At 64.5% G+C, this 17,363-nt stretch carries 15 protein-coding genes; 7 read left to right on the top strand and 8 right to left on the bottom strand.

Annotated features, from left to right (window positions below):
- Positions 1-88 precede the first annotated feature (88 nt).
- From LK540_RS20585 to LK540_RS20615, 7 genes are all read right to left on the bottom strand, one after another.
- Complete coding sequence (locus tag LK540_RS20585) at positions 89-2,146, bottom strand: S9 family peptidase (RefSeq protein WP_229439187.1); 2,058 nt, start codon at positions 2,144-2,146, stop codon at positions 89-91.
- A 114-nt stretch (positions 2,147-2,260) separates the two neighbouring features.
- A complete protein-coding gene (locus LK540_RS20590) occupies positions 2,261-3,475 on the bottom strand; it encodes a 6-phosphofructokinase (RefSeq protein ID WP_229439188.1) in 1,215 nt (404 codons plus the stop codon).
- Positions 3,476-3,518: 43 nt separating this feature from the next.
- The gene (locus LK540_RS20595; RefSeq protein ID WP_229439189.1) at positions 3,519-5,543 is read right to left on the bottom strand and encodes an alpha/beta fold hydrolase; all 2,025 of its coding nucleotides are present in this window, start codon (positions 5,541-5,543) and stop codon (positions 3,519-3,521) included.
- A 161-nt stretch (positions 5,544-5,704) separates the two neighbouring features.
- The gene (locus LK540_RS20600) at positions 5,705-7,762 is read right to left on the bottom strand and encodes a VC_2705 family sodium/solute symporter (RefSeq protein WP_229439190.1); all 2,058 of its coding nucleotides are present in this window, start codon (positions 7,760-7,762) and stop codon (positions 5,705-5,707) included.
- Positions 7,759-8,109, bottom strand: a complete 351-nt coding sequence (locus tag LK540_RS20605) for a DUF4212 domain-containing protein (protein ID WP_229439191.1) — start codon at positions 8,107-8,109, stop codon at positions 7,759-7,761. The genes LK540_RS20600 and LK540_RS20605 overlap by 4 nt, the downstream gene beginning before the upstream one ends.
- Positions 8,099-9,673, bottom strand: coding sequence for a sensor histidine kinase (locus tag LK540_RS20610; protein ID WP_229439192.1), 1,575 nt, complete (start codon positions 9,671-9,673; stop codon positions 8,099-8,101). Before LK540_RS20610 ends, LK540_RS20605 begins: the two co-directional genes overlap by 11 nt.
- Before the next feature lie 25 nt (positions 9,674-9,698).
- Positions 9,699-10,433, bottom strand: a complete 735-nt coding sequence (locus LK540_RS20615; RefSeq protein WP_229439193.1) for a response regulator transcription factor — start codon at positions 10,431-10,433, stop codon at positions 9,699-9,701.
- Between the two features lie 193 nt (positions 10,434-10,626).
- Between LK540_RS20615 and recA the strand changes: the two genes are divergently transcribed.
- From recA to LK540_RS20655, 7 genes are all read left to right on the top strand, one after another.
- Entirely contained in the window at positions 10,627-11,694 is a 1,068-nt protein-coding gene (recA, locus tag LK540_RS20620) for a recombinase RecA (protein ID WP_229439194.1), read from the top strand.
- A gap of 42 nt (positions 11,695-11,736) precedes the next feature.
- Positions 11,737-12,198 carry a recombination regulator RecX gene (recX, locus tag LK540_RS20625; RefSeq protein WP_229439195.1) on the top strand — a complete coding sequence of 154 codons (462 nt, stop codon included), beginning with the start codon at positions 11,737-11,739 and terminating at the stop codon, positions 12,196-12,198.
- A gap of 197 nt (positions 12,199-12,395) precedes the next feature.
- Complete coding sequence (locus LK540_RS20630; protein WP_229439196.1) at positions 12,396-12,755, top strand: hypothetical protein; 360 nt, start codon at positions 12,396-12,398, stop codon at positions 12,753-12,755.
- Between the two features lie 253 nt (positions 12,756-13,008).
- Complete coding sequence (locus tag LK540_RS20635; RefSeq protein ID WP_229439197.1) at positions 13,009-13,572, top strand: DUF2889 domain-containing protein; 564 nt, start codon at positions 13,009-13,011, stop codon at positions 13,570-13,572.
- A 75-nt stretch (positions 13,573-13,647) separates the two neighbouring features.
- A complete protein-coding gene (gene sucC / locus LK540_RS20640) occupies positions 13,648-14,817 on the top strand; it encodes an ADP-forming succinate--CoA ligase subunit beta (RefSeq protein WP_229439198.1) in 1,170 nt (389 codons plus the stop codon).
- Positions 14,818-14,834: 17 nt separating this feature from the next.
- Positions 14,835-15,716 (top strand): succinate--CoA ligase subunit alpha, encoded by an 882-nt coding sequence (sucD, locus tag LK540_RS20645; protein WP_182990013.1) that lies wholly within the window; start codon positions 14,835-14,837, stop codon positions 15,714-15,716.
- A 300-nt stretch (positions 15,717-16,016) separates the two neighbouring features.
- On the top strand, positions 16,017-16,511 hold the full coding sequence (locus LK540_RS20655; RefSeq protein ID WP_307729194.1) for a pilin: 495 nt from the start codon (positions 16,017-16,019) through the stop codon (positions 16,509-16,511).
- Between the two features lie 81 nt (positions 16,512-16,592).
- On the opposite strand, the gene LK540_RS20660 is transcribed toward LK540_RS20655, so the two are convergent.
- A complete protein-coding gene (locus tag LK540_RS20660) occupies positions 16,593-17,297 on the bottom strand; it encodes a flagellar brake protein (protein WP_229439199.1) in 705 nt (234 codons plus the stop codon).
- Positions 17,298-17,363: the final 66 nt, after the last annotated feature.

The raw sequence follows: 17,363 nt of genomic DNA on the forward strand, positions 1-17,363 counted from the left end.
GCAAAAAGGCGCTCCGAGGAGCGCCTTTTTTATTGTCCTCGTACGGTGAATGGCTACGCCGTCCACCGTACATGATCAAGCTGATCGGTTATTTCGCCCCGCTGCCGATATTCCGGTCCAGGAACTTCTCGACCCGTCCCCAGAAATCGACCCGGTTCGCCGGCAGGCTCCAGCCGTGCCCTTCGTCCTGGTACTCGAGCCACTCGACCTGCGTGTTGTTCGGCTTCACCGCGTCGAGGAATTTGCGGCCGTGGAACATCGGCACGCGGCGGTCGACGCCGCCGTAGGCCAGCAGCAGCGGCGCCTTGATGCGCGCCGCCTGCTGGATCGGCGAGGTCGCCTTCAACTGCGCCGCGTCCTTGACCTGGTCGCCGATCAGGTCGGGCATGCCGTACTGCTTCCACTGCGCGGTCATGTCCGAGGTGAAGCTCCAGTGGCCGTCGTAGAGCAGGTTGATGTCGGTAACGCCGACCCAGCTGACGCCGCACTTGTACAGGTCGGGGTCGTTCACCAGCCCCATCAGGGTGGCGTAGCCGCCATAGCTGGCGCCTGCGATGCAGATGCGCTTCGGATCGGCGTAGCCCTGCGCCACGGCCCAGCGGGCGCCGTCGGCGATGTCGTCCTGCATCTTCAGGCCCCATTGCTTCCAGCCGGCGCGGAAGTGCTTGTCGCCGTAGCCGGTGCTGCCGCGGAAGTCCGGCTCCAGCACCGCGTAGCCGCGCGAGGCCAGGAACTGGGTTTCCGGGTCCCAGCCCCAGTGGTTGCCGTGCACATACGGCCCGCCATGCACCAGCACCACCAGCGGCGCATTCTTTGCGCCATTTGCCGGCAGGGTCAGCAGCGCGGGAATCTCCATGCCGTCGCGCGCCTTGTAGCGCACCGCGTCCTGGCGGCCCATGCGCGCCGGGTCGATGCCCGGATAAGCCTGGCCGACCAGGTTCAGCTTGCCGGTCCGGACGTTGTACAGGTGATAAAAGGGCGGCGTCTTGTCGGAATACGAGCGCACCAGCGCCCATTCGGCGTGGTTCCCGGAAGGGAAGGACATCAAATTGATCGTGCCGGGCAGGGCTTCGTCGAGCTTTTGCTGCACCGCCTGCATCGGCGCGTCGAGCCAGACCGTGGTAACGGCATCGGTGCGCAGCCGGATGCCGAGCAGCTTGTCGCCGCTGCTGACGAGCGAACCCGAGAAGTCGTAGCCGGGCGTGACCACGAGCGGCTCGGCGCCCAGCTTGCCGGTGGCGGTGTCGACGGTGAAGACACTGGTGGTGTCCTTGCCGCCGTGGGCCACCGCGTACAGGGTGCCGTCGCTGCCGAAGCCGAGCGGCTCGAAGGCATCCTTGCCGCCCTTGTAGGTGTCGAAGGTGCTCAGCACGCGCCAGGCGCCCGTGGCGGGGTCGCGGTACCAGATGGTGGTCATGCCTTTGTCGCTGCCCGAGGCCAGGCGCGGCTCGCCCTTGTGGTCGAGCATCCAGCCGGTGACCCTGGCCGGCCGCTGCACGCTCTGGGTGGCGCCGGTGAGGGTGTTCAGCTTCAGCAGATTCACGGTGCGGATTTCGTAGCTGTCTTCCTCGTACTCGACGCTCTGGACGTAGACAAAGGCGGAATCCTGGGCGCCGCGCTCGTCCATCATGAAGGTATGCCAGGGCAGCACCTTGCTCGCGATGAGGGTCCCGGTCGACTCGATGGCGTTGCCGCGGCGATTGGCCAGCTGGCGCAGGTTGGCGCCGTCCTTGTCGACCGCATACAGCCCGGCCGCCATGTAGGCGCCGCCCGGCGCCACCTGGCGGTCGGTCACGTTGAAGAGCAGGCGGCCGTCGTTGACCCATTCGAAGTCGAGGATGTCGGCATCCTTGTAGCCGGCCACCGGCTTGGCGCTATTGGCCTGCAGGTCGATCACCACCAGGATGTCGCGCCGTCCGGGCGCGCTGGATACCGCCGCCAGGTAGCGCGCGCTCGGCGACAGCTTGGCGCCGGCCAGCACCGGATTGATGAAGAAGCGTTCGATCGGCGGCAGCGCCGATGCGGTGGATGAGGCGGTGGGGGCGGCAGTGGATGCGGCGTCAGGTGCGGCGTACAGCGGCGCGGCGACACACAGGGTCAGCGCCAGCGTACTGGCGAGCCGGCCCGGGAGAGGGCGTGAAAGCATGGATGTTCCGTTCAGGTCGTTATCGTTATCGGCCGCGTGCGCGGCCATTTGTGCCAGGAGCATAGCAGTTGGGCAAGCCGAAAAGCTCACCAATTCCCACGGCACATCCGGTATTCAGCGTCCCAGCACCTTCGGCACCCGTGCGCCGCGCAGGCGGAAGGCGTCCGGCATGCCTGAACCCAGCAGCGGGCGCAGGTAGAGGCGGAAGGCGTCGGTCACGTCGGTGCCGCTCTCGCTGATGAATTCGTCTTCCATGGTGCGCGTCTTGCCGGCCACGGCGTCCAGCGGCAGCAGTTCGTAGTCGACCGAATAAAAACCGGTGCGGCGGATGGCCACCGAGCCGTCGCGCTCGCCCCAGAAGGCGAACTGCACCGCCTTTTCGCCGACTTCGCGCGCCTCGCGCTGGTCGACGTTGGACACGCAGCCGATGAAGGAGCGCTGCAGGTAGCCGAAGGTATCGCCGCGCACGCGCTTGATGCCGAGTTTCGCCTTGATTTCGTCGCACAGCAGATCGGCCAGGGCGCCGCTGCCCGAGAGTTGCACGTTACCGTGCTGGTCGCGCTCGATTTCCCTCGCCAGCAGGGTGGCGACCGGTTCGCCGGAAGCATCGTGGATGCCTTCCGAGACCGCGATCACGCAGCGCCCGTGGCGTTCATACATCGCCTTGACGTCGGCCAGGAAGCGTTCCAGGTCGAACACGCGCTCGGGCAGGTAGATCAGGTGCGGGCCGTCGTCGGGGAACTTCTTGCCCAGGCTGGCTGCCGCGGTGAGGAAGCCGGCATGGCGCCCCATCACCACGCCGACATAGACCCCGGGCAGGGCGGCATTGTCGAGATTGGCGCCGGCAAAGGCCTGGGCCACGAAGCGCGCCGCCGACGGAAAGCCGGGCGTGTGGTCGCTGCCGGCCAGGTCGTTGTCGATGGTTTTCGGAATATGGATGCAGCGCAGCGGATAGCCGGCCTGGTGCGCCTCCTGGCTGACGATGCGCACCGTGTCGGCTGAATCGTTGCCGCCGATGTAGAAGAAGTGTTCGATCTGGTGCGCGCGCAATGTTTCGAAGATGCGCGCGCAGTAGGCGGCGTCGGGCTTGTCGCGCGTCGAGCCCAGCGCCGAGGACGGCGTGGCGGCCACCAGCTCCAGGTTGTGGCTGGTTTCCTGGGTCAGGTCGAGGAAGTCCTCGTCCACGATGCCGCGCACGCCATGCAGGGCGCCGTAGACGCGGGTGACGCCCTGGAAGCGGCGCGCTTCGAGCGCGACGCCGACCATGGACTGGTTGATGACGGCGGTCGGACCGCCTCCCTGTGCTACGAGGATCTTGCCAGATGACATAGGACCTCCTTCGGGTGATGGCAGGGCGCCGCCGTCGATGCGCTTACAAGGCTGCGCCCTTGCCGATGTTTTTGTCGAGGAACTTCTCGACACGGCTCCAGAAATCGATGCTGTTCTTCGGCAGGTAGAAACCGTGGCCCTCGTCCGGGTACTCGACCCATTCGACGTTCGGGTTGGTGCGCTTGACCGCCGAATAGAACTTGGTGCCGTGGTCGATCGGCACGCGCACGTCGGCGCCGCCGTAGGCCAGCAGCAGCGGCTGCTTGATGCGCGCCGCCTGCTCGATCGGCGAGGTCGCCTTCAGCTGGGCCGCGTCCTTGACCTGGTCGCCGATCATTTCCGGCATGCCATAGCGTTTCCATTCGTCCGGCATGTCGCTGGTATGGTTCGCGCTGCCGTACATCAGGTTGATGTCGGTCACGCCGACCCAGTCGACGCCGCACTTGTACATGTCCGGATCGTTGATCAGGCCCATCAGGGTGGCATAGCCGCCATAGCTGGCGCCGGCGATGCAGACGCGCTTCGGATCGACCAGGCCCTTGTCGACCGCCCAGCGCACGCCGTCGGCAACGTCGTTCTGCATGGCCAGGCCCCATTGCTTGAAGCTGGCCTTGTAGTGGGCCGAACCGTAACCCAGGCTGCCGCGGAATTCAGGCTCCAGCACCGCATAGCCGCGCGAGGCCAGGAACTGGGTATGCGGACTCCAGCCCCACGAGCTGCCGCGCACCCAGGGGCCGCCGTGCACCAGCACCACCAGCGGCAGGCCGCTCTTCTTGCCGCCCGGCGGCAGCGTCAGCAGCGCCGGAATCTCGAGGCCGTCGCGCGCCTTGTAGCGCAGCGCCTGCTGGCGGCCCATCTGCTTCGGATCGACGCCGGGGAAGGTTTCGCCGACCTTGTTCAGCAACTTGGTTTCGCGGTTGTACAGGAAATAAGTCGATGGAATCGCATCCGAATAGGCGCGCACCAGCACCCATGGCGTGGTGGTGTGCTGGGGCGGCGGCGACACCAGGTTGACGGTGGCCGGCAGCAGCTTGTCGACGCTGTCCTGCACCGCCTTCATCTCGGGATCGATCCACTCGACCGACTCGGCATCGGTGGTGAAGTGCATGCCCAGCACCTTGTCGCGGCTGGTCAGGATGTCGCCGTCGAAATCGTAGCCGGCCGCATTCAGCACCGGTTCGCTTGCCAGCTTGCCGCTGGCGATGTCGAAGGTGTACACGGCGCTGGTGTCCTTGCCGTTGCGCGCGGCCACGTACAGTTTGCCGTCCGGGCCGAAGGCCAGCGGCGTGATGTCGTCCGGGTTGTCGCCGTAGGACTTGAAACTGGTCAGCTTGCGCCATTCCTTGCTGGCCGGGTCGAGGTAGAAGATGTTCGTCACATCCTCGTCCTGGCCAAAGGCGATGCGCGGTTCGCCCTTGTGGTCGAGCAGCCAGCCGCTCACGTCCTGCTTCGGCCGGCTCACTTCCTGGGCCTGGCCGGTGAGCGTGTTCAGGCGCAGCAAACTGACGCGGCTGCGCTTGTAGCCGGTCTTCCAGACCACGTTGCGCACGTACACGAATTCGGAATCCTGGGCGCCGCGCGCCGGCATCAGGTAAGTGTGCCAGGGCAGGATGCGGCGGCCGGTCATCGTGCCCGTCTGCGAACGCACGCCGCGGTCGGCCAGCTGCACCAGTTGGCTGCCGTCGGCATTCACGGCAAACAGGCCCGGCGCGTATTCGACATCGCCCTGGGCGACGGTACGGTCGTTGACGTCGAAAATCAGGCGTTCGCCATTCACCCACTGGAAGGCGCCGATGTCGGCATCGTTGTACGAGGCAACCACCTTGCCCTGGTTGGTTTGCAGGTCGACCACCACCAGGAAGTCGCGCTGGCCCTTGGCGCTCGAGCGCGCGGCCAGGTAGCGGCCGTTCGGCGATAGCAGGCCGCCGTTGAAGGCCGGGCGCGAGAAGAACTGTTCGATCGGCGGCAGGGCCGGACTAGCCTGGGCCTGTGCCTGGGCTACGGGGCCGGCGCACAGCGACAGGGCCAACAAAACGGCGTGACAGAGTGAAGCTCGGGTGAACGACATGCTGATTCCTGAGAAGGTAAGTGGCCGCCCGCAGGCGGAACAGTTGTTTCTTAAGAATAACATTTGTGCATGCCGAAAAGCTATGCCTTTTGGGTAGACTGAGGCGGTGTTGCGTTCTTGCCGCAGCCGCCGCCATAGCCATAACCTGGCCGGCCACGCGCCTATTCCGGCGCCCGGATATAGTCGACCAGGCCATTGCTGGCGCGGCTGGGCGGCGCCGTCAGCAGGCTGACCAGCACCACCGCCGCGATCCCCGCCGGCACCCCGAAGATCCCGGCCGACATCGGCGCGATGTCGAACCAGGCCGCATCCATCCGCCCGCCCAGGATCGGATTGGTGCGCAGCATGTAGTACAGGCAGGTGAGAAAACCGGCGATCATGCCGGCGATCGCTCCGGCGTGGTTGGCGCGCTTCCAGAACACGCCCAGCACCAGCGGCGCGAACAGGGTCGAGGCCGCCAGCGAAAACGCGGCGCCCACCAGCGACAGAATGTCGGCCGGCTTCTGCGAGGCGGCATAGGCGGCGATGAAGGCGACGGCCAGCAGCAGCAGCTTCGAGATCGTGACCCGCTTCTGGGTGGACGCGCCGGGATCGACGATCTTGTAGTACACGTCGTGCGAGAGGGCGTTCGAGATCGCCAGCAGCAGGCCGTCGGCGGTAGAGAGGGCGGCAGCCAGGCCGCCGGCCGCCACCAGGCCCGAAATCACGTAGGGCAGGCCGCCGATTTCCGGCGTCGCCAGCACCAACACGTCGCCGTCGATGGCGATCTCGGCCAGTTGCACCAGGCCGTCGCCGTTGATGTCGGTAACACTGATCAAGGGATTGATCTTGTCGACATTCGCCCAGTAGGAAATCCAGGTCGGCAGCGAGCGGAAGTCGCTGCCTACCAGGCTCGTATAAATGTCGTATTTGGCCAGCACCGCCAGCGCCGGGATGCTCAGGTAGATCAGCAAAATGAAGAACAGGGTCCAGAACACCGAGCCGCGCGCCGCGTGCACCGAGGGCGTGGTGTAGGACCGCATCAAGATGTGGGGCAGGGCGGCGGTGCCGAACATCAAACAGAACACCAGGGCCAGGAAGTTGTTGCGGCGCGCATTCGATTCGGCCTCGGTGGCGCCGGGGAAGGGCGCGGCATGCGCTTCCGGTGGCTGGGCCCGCGCCAGCAGGCGCGCCCGCTGTGCGCGCCACAGGGCGTCGGCATCGTCCACGGTCTTCGGGTAGGCCGCCAGGGCGCGCTCGGCATTGCGCACCTCGCCCAGCGAGGCGTTGCGCAGGCGCGCGGTGTCGAGGCGGCGCTGGGCTTCCAGCCGGCCCCCTTCCCAGGACCCCGGCAGGGCCGCCAGGCGGGCGCCGTAGTCTTCGGCCTGGCGCCGGAACTGGGCGCGCACCGCTTCCTCGCGCGGGTCGGCCGCCAGTTGCGCTTCGCGCTGGGCCAGCTTCGGCAGCACCGAGCCGTAGGCCACCTGCGGCAAGGGATTGTCGGCATGCTTGGCCGACAGCCACATGGTCGGAATCAGGAAGGCGACCAGGATGATGATGTACTGCGCCACCTGGGTCCAGGTAATGCCGCGCATGCCGCCCAGGAAGGAACAGACCAGGATGCTGGCCAGTCCCAGGAAAATCCCCACCGAGAAATCGACGCCGGTAAAGCGCGAGGCGATCAGCCCCACCGCATAGATTTGCGCCACCACGTAGATGAAGGAGACGATGATGGTCGCGCCCACGGCCAGCGCGCGCACCGGCCCGCCGCGTCCGCCCGCGCCGCCGCCGTAGCGCGCCGCCAGGTAGTCGGGAATCGTGTACTGGCCGAACTTGCGCAGATACGGCGCGATTAGCAGGGCCACCAGGCAATAGCCGCCGGTCCAGCCCATGATGTAGGCCAGGGCGTCGAAGCCATACAGGTACAGGCCGCCGGCCAGGCTGATGAAGCTGGCCGCCGAGATCCAGTCGGCGGCGGTGGCCATGCCGTTGAACAGGGCCGGCACGCGGCGCCCGGCCACGTAGTATTCGGTCACGTTCGAGGTGCGGCTGACCACGCCGATGGTGGCGTACAGCACGATGGTGGCGAACATGAACAGGTGGCCGATCCACAGGCGCGGCATGCCTTCCTTTTCCAGCACCGTCAAGGCCAGCAGGAAACCGGCGAAGCAGACGCAGAACCAGGCGTAATAGCCGGACAGGCGCCGGAAGTAGCGCTTGTTGCTGCCCGGGGCGCTCAAGGCGCTCCCTCCGGCGCCTGGTTTTGCGTCGAATCCAGCGCGTTCGCGTAGGCGGCGTCGAGCTGGCGCATGCGCCAGGCGTAGAAGCCGATGATGGCCAGGCAGACCAGGGACGCGCCCTGCGCCGCCATGTAGAACGACAGCGGCCAGCCGAACACGGTGATGTGCGCCAGCTCGCGCGCAAAATACACGGTGCAAAAGCCGGTGAGCAGCCACAAGCCCAGCAGGATGGCGGTCAGGCGCCGGGTGCGGCGCCAGTGCAGGGCGCGTTCGGCCAGCAGCAGGCGCTGGCGGCGCAGGTCGGCATCGTGCGGCGTAGCCGGTGGGGGCAGGGATTCAGGCAGCATCGATGGGATCGCTGGCAGGTGGCGGGAAGGTCAGCCGGAACAGGCTGCCCGGGAATTTCTTGGAAAGACTGCGCGGGTTGTTGAAGATGTCGACCTCGGCATTGTGCTGGCCGGCGATCTCGCGCACGATCGCCAGGCCCAGGCCGCTGCCGCTGGCGCTGTTGCCGAGGATGCGGTAGAAGCGCTCGAACACGTGGGCGCGCTCGGCGGGGGCGATGCCGGGGCCGGTGTCCTCGACTTCCAACAGCGCGTGCTCGCCGCTGCCACCCCCGCGCACGCGCACCGTGACGCTGCCGCCGGCTGGCGTATACCGCAGGGCATTGTCGATCAGGTTCGACAGCAGTTCGCGCAGCATCATGGCGTTGCCGGCAATGACCACCGCTTCGTCGTGGGGCTCGTAGCCGAGGTCGATGTCATGGGCGAACGAGGCCTGGACCCAGTCCTGCACCACGCTCACCGCCAGCGCGCCGAGCTCGATTTCCTCGAAGGCGAGGCCGGCATGCGGCTGGTTTTCCGCGCGCGCCAGGGCCAGCAGCTGGTTCACCAGGCGTGTCGCCGACTCCGAACTCTTTGCCAATTGTTCCAGCGAACGGTGGATTTCGCCCGGATCCACCTGGCGCAGCGCCAGCTCGGACTGCATGCGCATGCCGGCCAGCGGCGTCTTCATCTGGTGCGCGGCGTCGGCAATGAAGCGCTTCTGCATGTCGATGGTCTGGGCCAGGCGGCCCAGCATGTCGTTCAGCGAGCCGACGAGCGGAGAAATTTCTTCGGGCACCTGGCGCGAGTCGATGGGCGAGAGGTCGTCCGAGGAGCGCGCGCGGATGCGCTCCTGCAGCTCGGCCAGCGGCGACAGCCCGCGCGACAGGGCAAACCAGACCAGGGCCAGGATCACCGGCAGGATGATGAACTGGGGCAGGATCACCCCTTTGATGATCTCGTTGGCCAGCAGGGCGCGTTTATCCAGGGTTTCGGCCACCTGCACCAGGGCCTTGCGCGCGGCCGGTTCGCCGTCGTTGGCCGCGGCGTCGGCCTGGTGGAAGGGGTCGAGGTTCAGATACAGGTAGGCCACGCGCACCGGCGTGCCGTGCACGGCGTCGCCGCGAAAGTGGACCGCGCCGTCCTTGTCGGCTTCGTCCTCGCGCGGGCGCTGCAGCTCGCGGTCGCCGTCCACATGCCGGCCCTGGGCGTCGAGGATCTGGAAGTAGACGCTGTCGACGTCGTCGGCGCGCAGGATGTCGCGCGCGCTGCCGGGCAGGCGGGTGGCGATTGCGCCGTCGACCTCGCGCACCTGCTGGGCCAGCACCGTGACCCGGTCTTCCAGGGCATGATCAAAAGGCTGGTTCGCGATCGACTTCGCCACCAGGTAAGTAATTGCGATGCTCATCGGCCACAGCAGCAGCAGGGGCGCCAGCATCCAGTCCAGGATTTCGCCGAACAGCGAGTGCTGGATGCTTTCCTCGGGTTCGGGATTCGGCGGCGCGTACAGGGGTTCGAGCGGCGGCTCGGACGCGCCCGGGGGCAGGGCGCTGTCGGGCGGCACCAGGCCGGCATCGCGGTCGTTCACGTGCGTCTGTCCGCTGCGGTTCGTGTCACTTGTGCTCGCTGGCAGGCTCGGCGCCTGCGCCTGCACCGGCGCCTGCGCCTGAGCGCGCGGCATCGGAATACTTTTCCAGGCAGTAGCCGAGCCCGCGCACGGTGGCGATGCGCACGCCGCCGACCTCGATCTTCTTGCGCAGGCGGTGCACATAGACCTCGATGGCGTTGTTCGAGACCTCCTCGCCCCATTCGCACAAGTGGTCGACCAGTTGTTCCTTGGAGACCAGGCGCCCGGTGCGCGCCAGCAGGATTTCGAGCAGGCCGAGTTCGCGCGCGGAGAGGTCGAGCATCTGCTCGTTGATGTAGGCGCTGCGGCCGACCTGGTCGTAGACCAGCGGCCCATGGCGGATCACGGCCGGGCCGCCGCCGGCGCCGCGCCGGGTCAAAGCCCGCACCCGTGCCTCGAGCTCGGACAGGGCGAAGGGCTTGGCCATGTAGTCGTCGGCGCCCAGGTCCAGGCCCTCGACGCGCTGCTCGACCGAGTCGGCGGCGGTGAGGATCAGCACCGGCAGCAGGGAGGAGCGGGCGCGCAGGCGGCGCAGCACTTCCAGGCCGGACATGCGCGGCAGGCCGAGGTCGAGGATGAGGAGGTCGAACTCCTGGGTGGAGAGGGCGGTGTCGGCATCGGCGCCGTTGCGCACGCAATCGATCGCGTAGCCGGATTGGCGCAGGGAGCGCGTCAACCCGTCCGCGAGTACGCTATCATCTTCTGCAAGTAGAATTCGCATGGTTGTACCTTGTTTTTCGATTAAACCCCGGTGCCGCCTTCATTGTGTTTGATTTAGCGCAACAATGCGAGTTTTCTCAAACCGACATTTCATTTTTTCGCTTGCCAAAACCACTGGATTTTTATACAGTACTAGCTATTGAAACGCGCGACGGCGCCCACACCTTGGTTACCTCCAAGACTGAAAGAAAATTATGGACGACAAAAAATCCGCAGTAAATGCCTCCGAAAAAGGCAAGGCGCTGGCTGCCGCCCTCGCGCAAATCGAAAAGCAGTTCGGCAAGGGCTCGGTCATGCGCATGGACACCAGCGCACCGGTCGAGGAAGTGCAAACCGTGTCCACCGGCTCGCTGGGCCTGGACATCGCCCTCGGCGTCGGCGGCCTGCCGCGCGGCCGTATCGTGGAAATCTACGGTCCGGAATCGTCGGGTAAAACCACGCTGACCCTGCAGACCATCGCCCAGATGCAAAAGCTCGGCGGCACCTGCGCCTTCATCGACGCCGAGCACGCGCTCGACGTCACCTATGCGCAAAAGCTGGGCATCAAGCTCGACGAGCTGCTGATCTCGCAGCCCGACACCGGCGAACAGGCCCTGGAAATCACCGACGCCCTGGTGCGTTCGGGTTCGGTCGACCTGGTGGTCATCGACTCGGTGGCGGCACTGACCCCGCGCGCCGAGATCGAAGGCGACATGGGCGACTCGCTGCCGGGCCTGCAAGCCCGCCTGATGTCGCAGGCGCTGCGCAAGCTCACCGGCTCGATCAACCGTACCAACACCCTGGTCATCTTCATCAACCAGATCCGTATGAAGATCGGCGTCATGTTCGGCAGCCCGGAAACCACGACCGGCGGTAACGCGCTGAAGTTCTACGCCTCGGTGCGCATGGACATCCGCCGTACCGGTTCGATCAAGTCGGGCGACGAGGTGATCGGTAACGAAACCAAGGTCAAGGTCGTCAAGAACAAGATCGCGCCACCGTTCAAGGAAGCCCACTTCGACATCCTGTACGGAGAAGGCACCTCGCGCGAAGGCGAAATCCTGGATCTGGGCGCCGACAACAAGATCGTCGAGAAGTCGGGTTCCTGGTACAGCTACAACGGCGAACGCATCGGCCAGGGTAAAGATAACGCACGTCAGTTCCTGAAAGACCGTCCGGCACTGGCACGCGAAATCGAAAACAAGGTCCGTGCTGCCCTGGGCGTGCGCGAGCTGCCGCCGGTCAGCGCCGACGCTGCGCCGGAAAAGGCCGTCTCGGAATAAGTTGAGCGCGGTTTTGGCAGTATCGGCAGCACTGGCAGCATCATGCGCGCGCCACCGCTGAGCCTGAAGGCACGGGCCCTGCGCTTCCTCTCCATGAGGGAGCACAGCCGGCTCGAGCTGGGGCGCAAGCTGGCGCGCCATGCCGAGGAGGGCGACGACGTCGAAGCCCTCCTCGATTTCCTCGAAAAGAACAACTGGCTGTCGCAGGAGCGTTTCGCCGAATCCCTGATTCACCGAAAAGCCTCCCGCTACGGCAACAGCCGTGTGGTGGCCGAGCTGCAAAGCCACGGCGTGAACGGCGAAGCCCTGGCCGAGCTCAAGTCCGAGCTGGCCTCGAGCGAAAAGGCGCGCGCCGTCGAAGTCTGGCGCCGCAAGTTCGGCACCGTGGCGCAAGACGCGGCCGGGCGCAGCAAGCAAATGCGTTTCCTAATGGCGCGCGGCTTCTCCAGCAGCGCCGTGCGCGAAGCACTCAAGGGTGCGCCGGAAGACGAAGACGACTTCTAGTCCGCCCACATCGCTGTAGCGCGTTGTAACGTTTAAACCAACTTTTGTAGGCGCCAGCGCGGAGCGCCATTCGTTGATATGCCTGGCATATTCCTCAACGACGGATGGCGCTGCGCGCTGGCGCCTGCACGCGGCTGCACTTTGGGCGGCCGAGCTCGCGGCGCTTGCCGCAACCCACGCGAACAAGAAGGACAAGCATGAAAGCGTTGCTCGCACTGGCACTGGCTGCCACCCTCGCCGGCTGTGCCCAGCCTCCCGTCACTCCCACCGGCGTCTACGTCCTCAGCACCGCCGAGATGTCCATTGTCCTCGACGTGCGACCCGGTGGCGACTACGTCCTGCAAACCAGCGGCCCCGGCCGCAATACCGACGAAATCCGCGGCTCCTGGCGCGAAGAGGTCGGCCCGGCCCTGTCGGTGTCGTTCTCCGGCATCGTCTGGCACGGCACCGAGCCCGAGGCCGGCAACGCCGTCTGGGCCGCCACCATCGACAGCGATTCCCAGATCTGCCTCGACCGCGACGGCCAGAACTGCTTCTTCCGCAACGACTTTTCCTGAGCCGGGCAGGGCCGCGCCGCGTATCCATACCCGGGCACCGGCAACATTGGCAGGCTTGCCACGCTTCCCGCGATACCCCGCCTTCCAGTATGGTCAATCGGGCATGTAAGAGTGCAACCGCTACCCGCCTGTGCTAAACTTTCACGGTTTAAGCAGCGCCGCATGAGCGGTTGTTGCCGCAGAAGCTGCGGCGACGTGCGAATCAAGCACACCGGCTGCATACATTTACCGCCGCCCTGTCGGCACCGTTTTTATGCCCTTGTCTTCTCCCGCTTCGCGCCAGCTCCGGCACACGCGCGCCATTACCGTCGAAGCGTATGCGCGCGACGATGGCTTGTGGGATCTTGACGCGCGTATCCGCGACATCAAGGCGCAAGACATCGTGCTCGCCTCCGGCAGGCGTCCCGCCGGCACCGCCGTGCACGACCTCAGCCTGCGCATCACCATCAACCGCGACCTCGAGATCGTCGATGCCGAAGCCTCGTCCGACTCGGTACCGTACCCCGGCTACTGCGACACCATCGGTCCCGCTTATAAAAAGCTGATCGGCATGTCGCTGGCCAAGCATTTCCGGCTGCACCTGAAAGACCGCTTGTCAAGCGTGCTCGGCTGCACCCACCTGACTGAACTGGCGCAGGTCTTGCCCACGGCGGCAATCCAGGCCTTCGCCGATGATGCGTTCGAGACGCGCAATGCCGCCGATGCCGGCGACGCTGAGCGTCCTTACGAGATCGACCGCTGCCACGCCTTGCGCGCCGATGGCCCTGCCGTGGCACAGTATTACCCTCGCTGGGCGATCAAGGCCGTACCGGAGTAGACTTCGCTGTCGAAGTTTTCCACGAAGTTTCTAATTAACTATCCAAATCAGTAACAGAGAAGAAGGGAAGCCAGCATGAAAATCCATGAGTATCAGGGCAAAGAAATCCTCCGGAAGTTCGGGGTGACGGTACCGCGCGGCATTCCGTGCATGTCGGTGGAAGAAGCCGTCAAGGCAGCTGAAGAGCTGGGCGGCCCGGTGTGGGTCGTCAAGGCCCAGATCCATGCTGGCGGCCGTGGTAAAGGCGGCGGCGTGAAAGTTGCCAAGTCGCTGGAACAAGTCAAGGAATACGCAGAACAGATCATGGGCATGCAGCTGGTCACGCACCAGACCGGCCCGGAAGGCCAGAAAGTGCGCCGCCTGCTGATCGAAGAAGGCGCCGACATCAAGAAAGAACTGTACGTCTCGATGGTCACCGACCGCGTGACCCAGAAGGTCGTGCTGATGGCCTCGTCGGAAGGCGGCATGGACATCGAAGAAGTCGCCCACAGCAACCCTGAAAAAATCCACTCGATCGCGATCGACCCATCGGTCGGCCTGACCGACGCCGAAGCGGACGACATCTCGACCAAGATCGGCATCCCTGCTGAATCGCTGGCCGAAGCCCGCCAGAACCTGAAAGGCCTGTACCAGGCTTACTGGGAAACCGATTCGTCGCTGGCCGAAATCAACCCGCTGATCCTGACCGGTTCGGGCAAGGTCATCGCCCTGGACGCCAAGTTCAACTTCGACGCCAACGCCCTGTTCCGCCAGCCGGACATCCTGGCCTACCGCGACCTGGACGAAGAAGATCCAGCCGAAGTCGAAGCATCGAAGTTCGACCTGGCCTACATCTCGCTGGACGGCAACATCGGCTGCCTGGTGAACGGCGCCGGCCTGGCCATGGCCACCATGGACACCATCAAGCTGTTCGGCGGCGAGCCGGCCAACTTCCTGGACGTGGGTGGCGGTGCGACGGCTGAGAAAGTCACCGAAGCATTCAAGATCATGCTGAAGAACCCAGGCCTGAAAGCCATCCTGGTCAACATCTTCGGCGGCATCATGCGTTGCGACGTCATCGCCGAAGGCGTGATCACCGCATCGAAAGCCGTCTCGCTGAAAGTGCCACTGGTCGTGCGCATGAAGGGCACCAACGAAGACCTGGGCAAGAAGATGCTGGCCGACTCCGGCCTGCCGATCATCGCCGCCGATACGATGGAAGATGCAGCCAAGGCCGTGGTCGCCGCTGCAGCTGGTAACGCCTAATTCGAAGGAATAAACAAATGTCGATCCTGATCAACAAAGATACTAAAGTCATCACCCAGGGTATCACCGGCAAGACCGGTCAGTTCCATACCCGCATGTGCCGCGATTACGCGAACGGCAAGGCCGCCTTCGTTGCTGGCGTGAACCCGAAGAAAGCCGGCGAAGACTTCGAAGGCATCCCGATCTACGCCAACGTGTCGGAAGCCAAAGCCGCCACCGGCGCGACCGTCTCGGTCATCTACGTGCCGCCGGCAGGCGCCGCAGCCGCCATCTGGGAAGCCGTCGAAGCCGACCTGGACCTGGCCATCTGCATCACCGAAGGCATTCCAGTCCGTGACATGATGGCCCTGAAGGACCGCATGGCAAAAGCCGGCTCGAAGACCCTGCTGCTGGGCCCGAACTGCCCAGGCCTGATCACCCCGGACGAAATCAAGATCGGCATCATGCCGGGTCACATCCACCGCAAGGGCCGCATCGGCGTCGTTTCGCGCTCGGGCACCCTGACCTATGAAGCAGTCGGCCAGCTGACCGCACTGGGCCTGGGCCAATCGTCGGCAGTCGGCATCGGCGGCGACCCGATCAACGGCCTGAAGCACATCGACATCATGAAGATGTTCAACGACGATCCTGATACCGACGCGGTCATCATGATCGGCGAAATCGGCGGTCCGGACGAAGCCAATGCCGCGCATTGGGTCAAGGACAACATGAAGAAACCAGTCGTCGGCTTCATCGCCGGTGTTACCGCTCCTCCGGGCAAGCGCATGGGCCACGCCGGCGCGCTGATCTCGGGCGGCGCCGATACCGCGCAAGCCAAGCTGGACATCATGGAAGAGTGCGGCATCAAAGCCACCAAGAACCCATCGGAAATGGCACGCCTGCTGAAGGCCATGCTGTAATACCGGACAGTTCTTGTCACGAGAAGGGAGCCTGCGGGCTCCCTTTTTTATTTCGACAACAGTTGGGCTGGCATGGAGGCGACAAATTTTGCGCGTTCGATCATTGCCTGACAGAAATTGCGCGTTGGCTGACAAAATTTGTCATGCCAGAAGCGGACTCTGCCGTAATTTGTCAGTTTTGTTTCAGAGAAACTAATGATTTTGTGGGGAAATGGCCTGGCACGGCGCTTGCAATAGGTAGAACGTGGCACCAAGCAAAGCATCACCAACCGAATTCACTTACCCCTCTGGAGATTCACCATGAAACAAATGAAAATCGTCAAGAAAGCACAAGCCGGCTTCACCCTGATCGAACTGATGATCGTCGTTGCCATCATCGGTATCCTGGCTGCTGTCGCTATTCCTGCATACCAGAACTACATTGCCAAGTCGAAAGCAGCTGCTGCCTACGCCGACATCAGCGGCGGCAAGACCGGCTACGAAATGGCCGTCGTCGAAGGCGCTACCGGCCTGACCGAAACGCAATACCGCGACAAAGCTGGCCTGGCTGCGACCACCGGTAACTGCTCGGGCATCGCCGCTGCTGCTCCAGGCAATGATACCGCTGTCCTGACCTGCACTATCGCCAACCCAGGTCGTCTGGCTGCCACGGGTCAAACCCCAACCATCGCTCTGCACCGCACCACCGCCGGCACGTATCACTGCGTCGCTACGGGTTTCGCTGATGCAGACTTCCGCCCAGCAGGTTGCACCGAAGGTACCGCTGCTGCTGGTGATGACGAAGACAACGGCTAATACGCTAGCTGCATGAAGGAAAGCCGCCCTCGGGCGGCTTTTTTTATTGGTAACGCGTCTGAACGCGAAGCGTCATGTAAGTCAAACGATCTTCTGCCGATCCGCCAGCAGCGCTTCGTAAGTCATGTTCTGCAGCAGCGTGTAATGCACGGCATCGAGCGCCACGAACTGCAGTCCATAGGTGTACACTTCGCCATCCCCCGCCTGCACCACATTCACATTCCGGATCGCCGCCCTGGTGGCAACCCGCACTTCCTGGTTGTCCGGCGGCGCGTTCAGCGTGAACTGCAGGGTCAGCGCTTCTTCGTCCTGCGGCAGCCGGCTCTTCGATTCGACCAGCGCACCGCTCACCGACAGGTTCACGATGGTGCACGCCTGCTGCCCGGCGTGATCTTCCCCGCCCAGCCGGGCCGGCAAGTCCACCTTTACCCGCATCGCCGTGCGTAAACTCGTGCCCTGTACCGATTTCGGGAACGACACGTGTACGTAGAATAGCGGCCGCATGAACACGCGCTCGACGGTGCAGACGAACGAGCACACCTTGATCCCAGAGAACACGCGGATCGTCAGGCGCTCGCCTTCGGCCAGGGCGATCGGCGCGCCATTTTCCATTGGGATCTTGAGGATGATGTACTCGTCCTTCAGGTAGCCGATCAGGCTAGAAAAATGCTGGACGGGCTTGATGCGGCGGTGGGTGAGGAGTTGCAGACGCGTGCCGACCTGCAAGTTCATGGACTCGAAATCGATATCCTCGGGTTTGAGTTCGTGCGCCTGGCCAACATGCATGGTGGGTATCCTGATAACTGGTTATCAATCCAGCAAAGCCCGCTATGATACCAGCCGTTGCTCAAA

Source organism: Massilia sp. IC2-278 (assembly GCF_020708045.1).
In the GTDB taxonomy this organism is placed as follows: domain Bacteria; phylum Pseudomonadota; class Gammaproteobacteria; order Burkholderiales; family Burkholderiaceae_D; genus Telluria.

Bases quoted from the DNA above. Each gene is read 5' to 3' on its own strand.
- sucC (WP_229439198.1), top strand. From the start codon at position 13,648: ATGAAAATCCATGAGTATCAGGGCAAAGAAATCCTCCGGAAGTTCGGG.
- LK540_RS20595 (WP_229439189.1), bottom strand. From the start codon at position 5,543: ATGTCGTTCACCCGAGCTTCACTCTGTCACGCCGTTTTGTTGGCCCTG.
- sucD (WP_182990013.1), top strand. From the start codon at position 14,835: ATGTCGATCCTGATCAACAAAGATACTAAAGTCATCACCCAGGGTATC.
- LK540_RS20605 (WP_229439191.1), bottom strand. From the start codon at position 8,109: ATGCTGCCTGAATCCCTGCCCCCACCGGCTACGCCGCACGATGCCGAC.
- LK540_RS20655 (WP_307729194.1), top strand. From the start codon at position 16,017: ATGAAACAAATGAAAATCGTCAAGAAAGCACAAGCCGGCTTCACCCTG.
- LK540_RS20630 (WP_229439196.1), top strand. From the start codon at position 12,396: ATGAAAGCGTTGCTCGCACTGGCACTGGCTGCCACCCTCGCCGGCTGT.
- LK540_RS20585 (WP_229439187.1), bottom strand. From the start codon at position 2,146: ATGCTTTCACGCCCTCTCCCGGGCCGGCTCGCCAGTACGCTGGCGCTG.
- LK540_RS20635 (WP_229439197.1), top strand. From the start codon at position 13,009: ATGCCCTTGTCTTCTCCCGCTTCGCGCCAGCTCCGGCACACGCGCGCC.
- recX (WP_229439195.1), top strand. From the start codon at position 11,737: ATGCGCGCGCCACCGCTGAGCCTGAAGGCACGGGCCCTGCGCTTCCTC.
- recA (WP_229439194.1), top strand. From the start codon at position 10,627: ATGGACGACAAAAAATCCGCAGTAAATGCCTCCGAAAAAGGCAAGGCG.
- LK540_RS20660 (WP_229439199.1), bottom strand. From the start codon at position 17,297: ATGCATGTTGGCCAGGCGCACGAACTCAAACCCGAGGATATCGATTTC.
- LK540_RS20590 (WP_229439188.1), bottom strand. From the start codon at position 3,475: ATGTCATCTGGCAAGATCCTCGTAGCACAGGGAGGCGGTCCGACCGCC.
- LK540_RS20615 (WP_229439193.1), bottom strand. From the start codon at position 10,433: ATGCGAATTCTACTTGCAGAAGATGATAGCGTACTCGCGGACGGGTTG.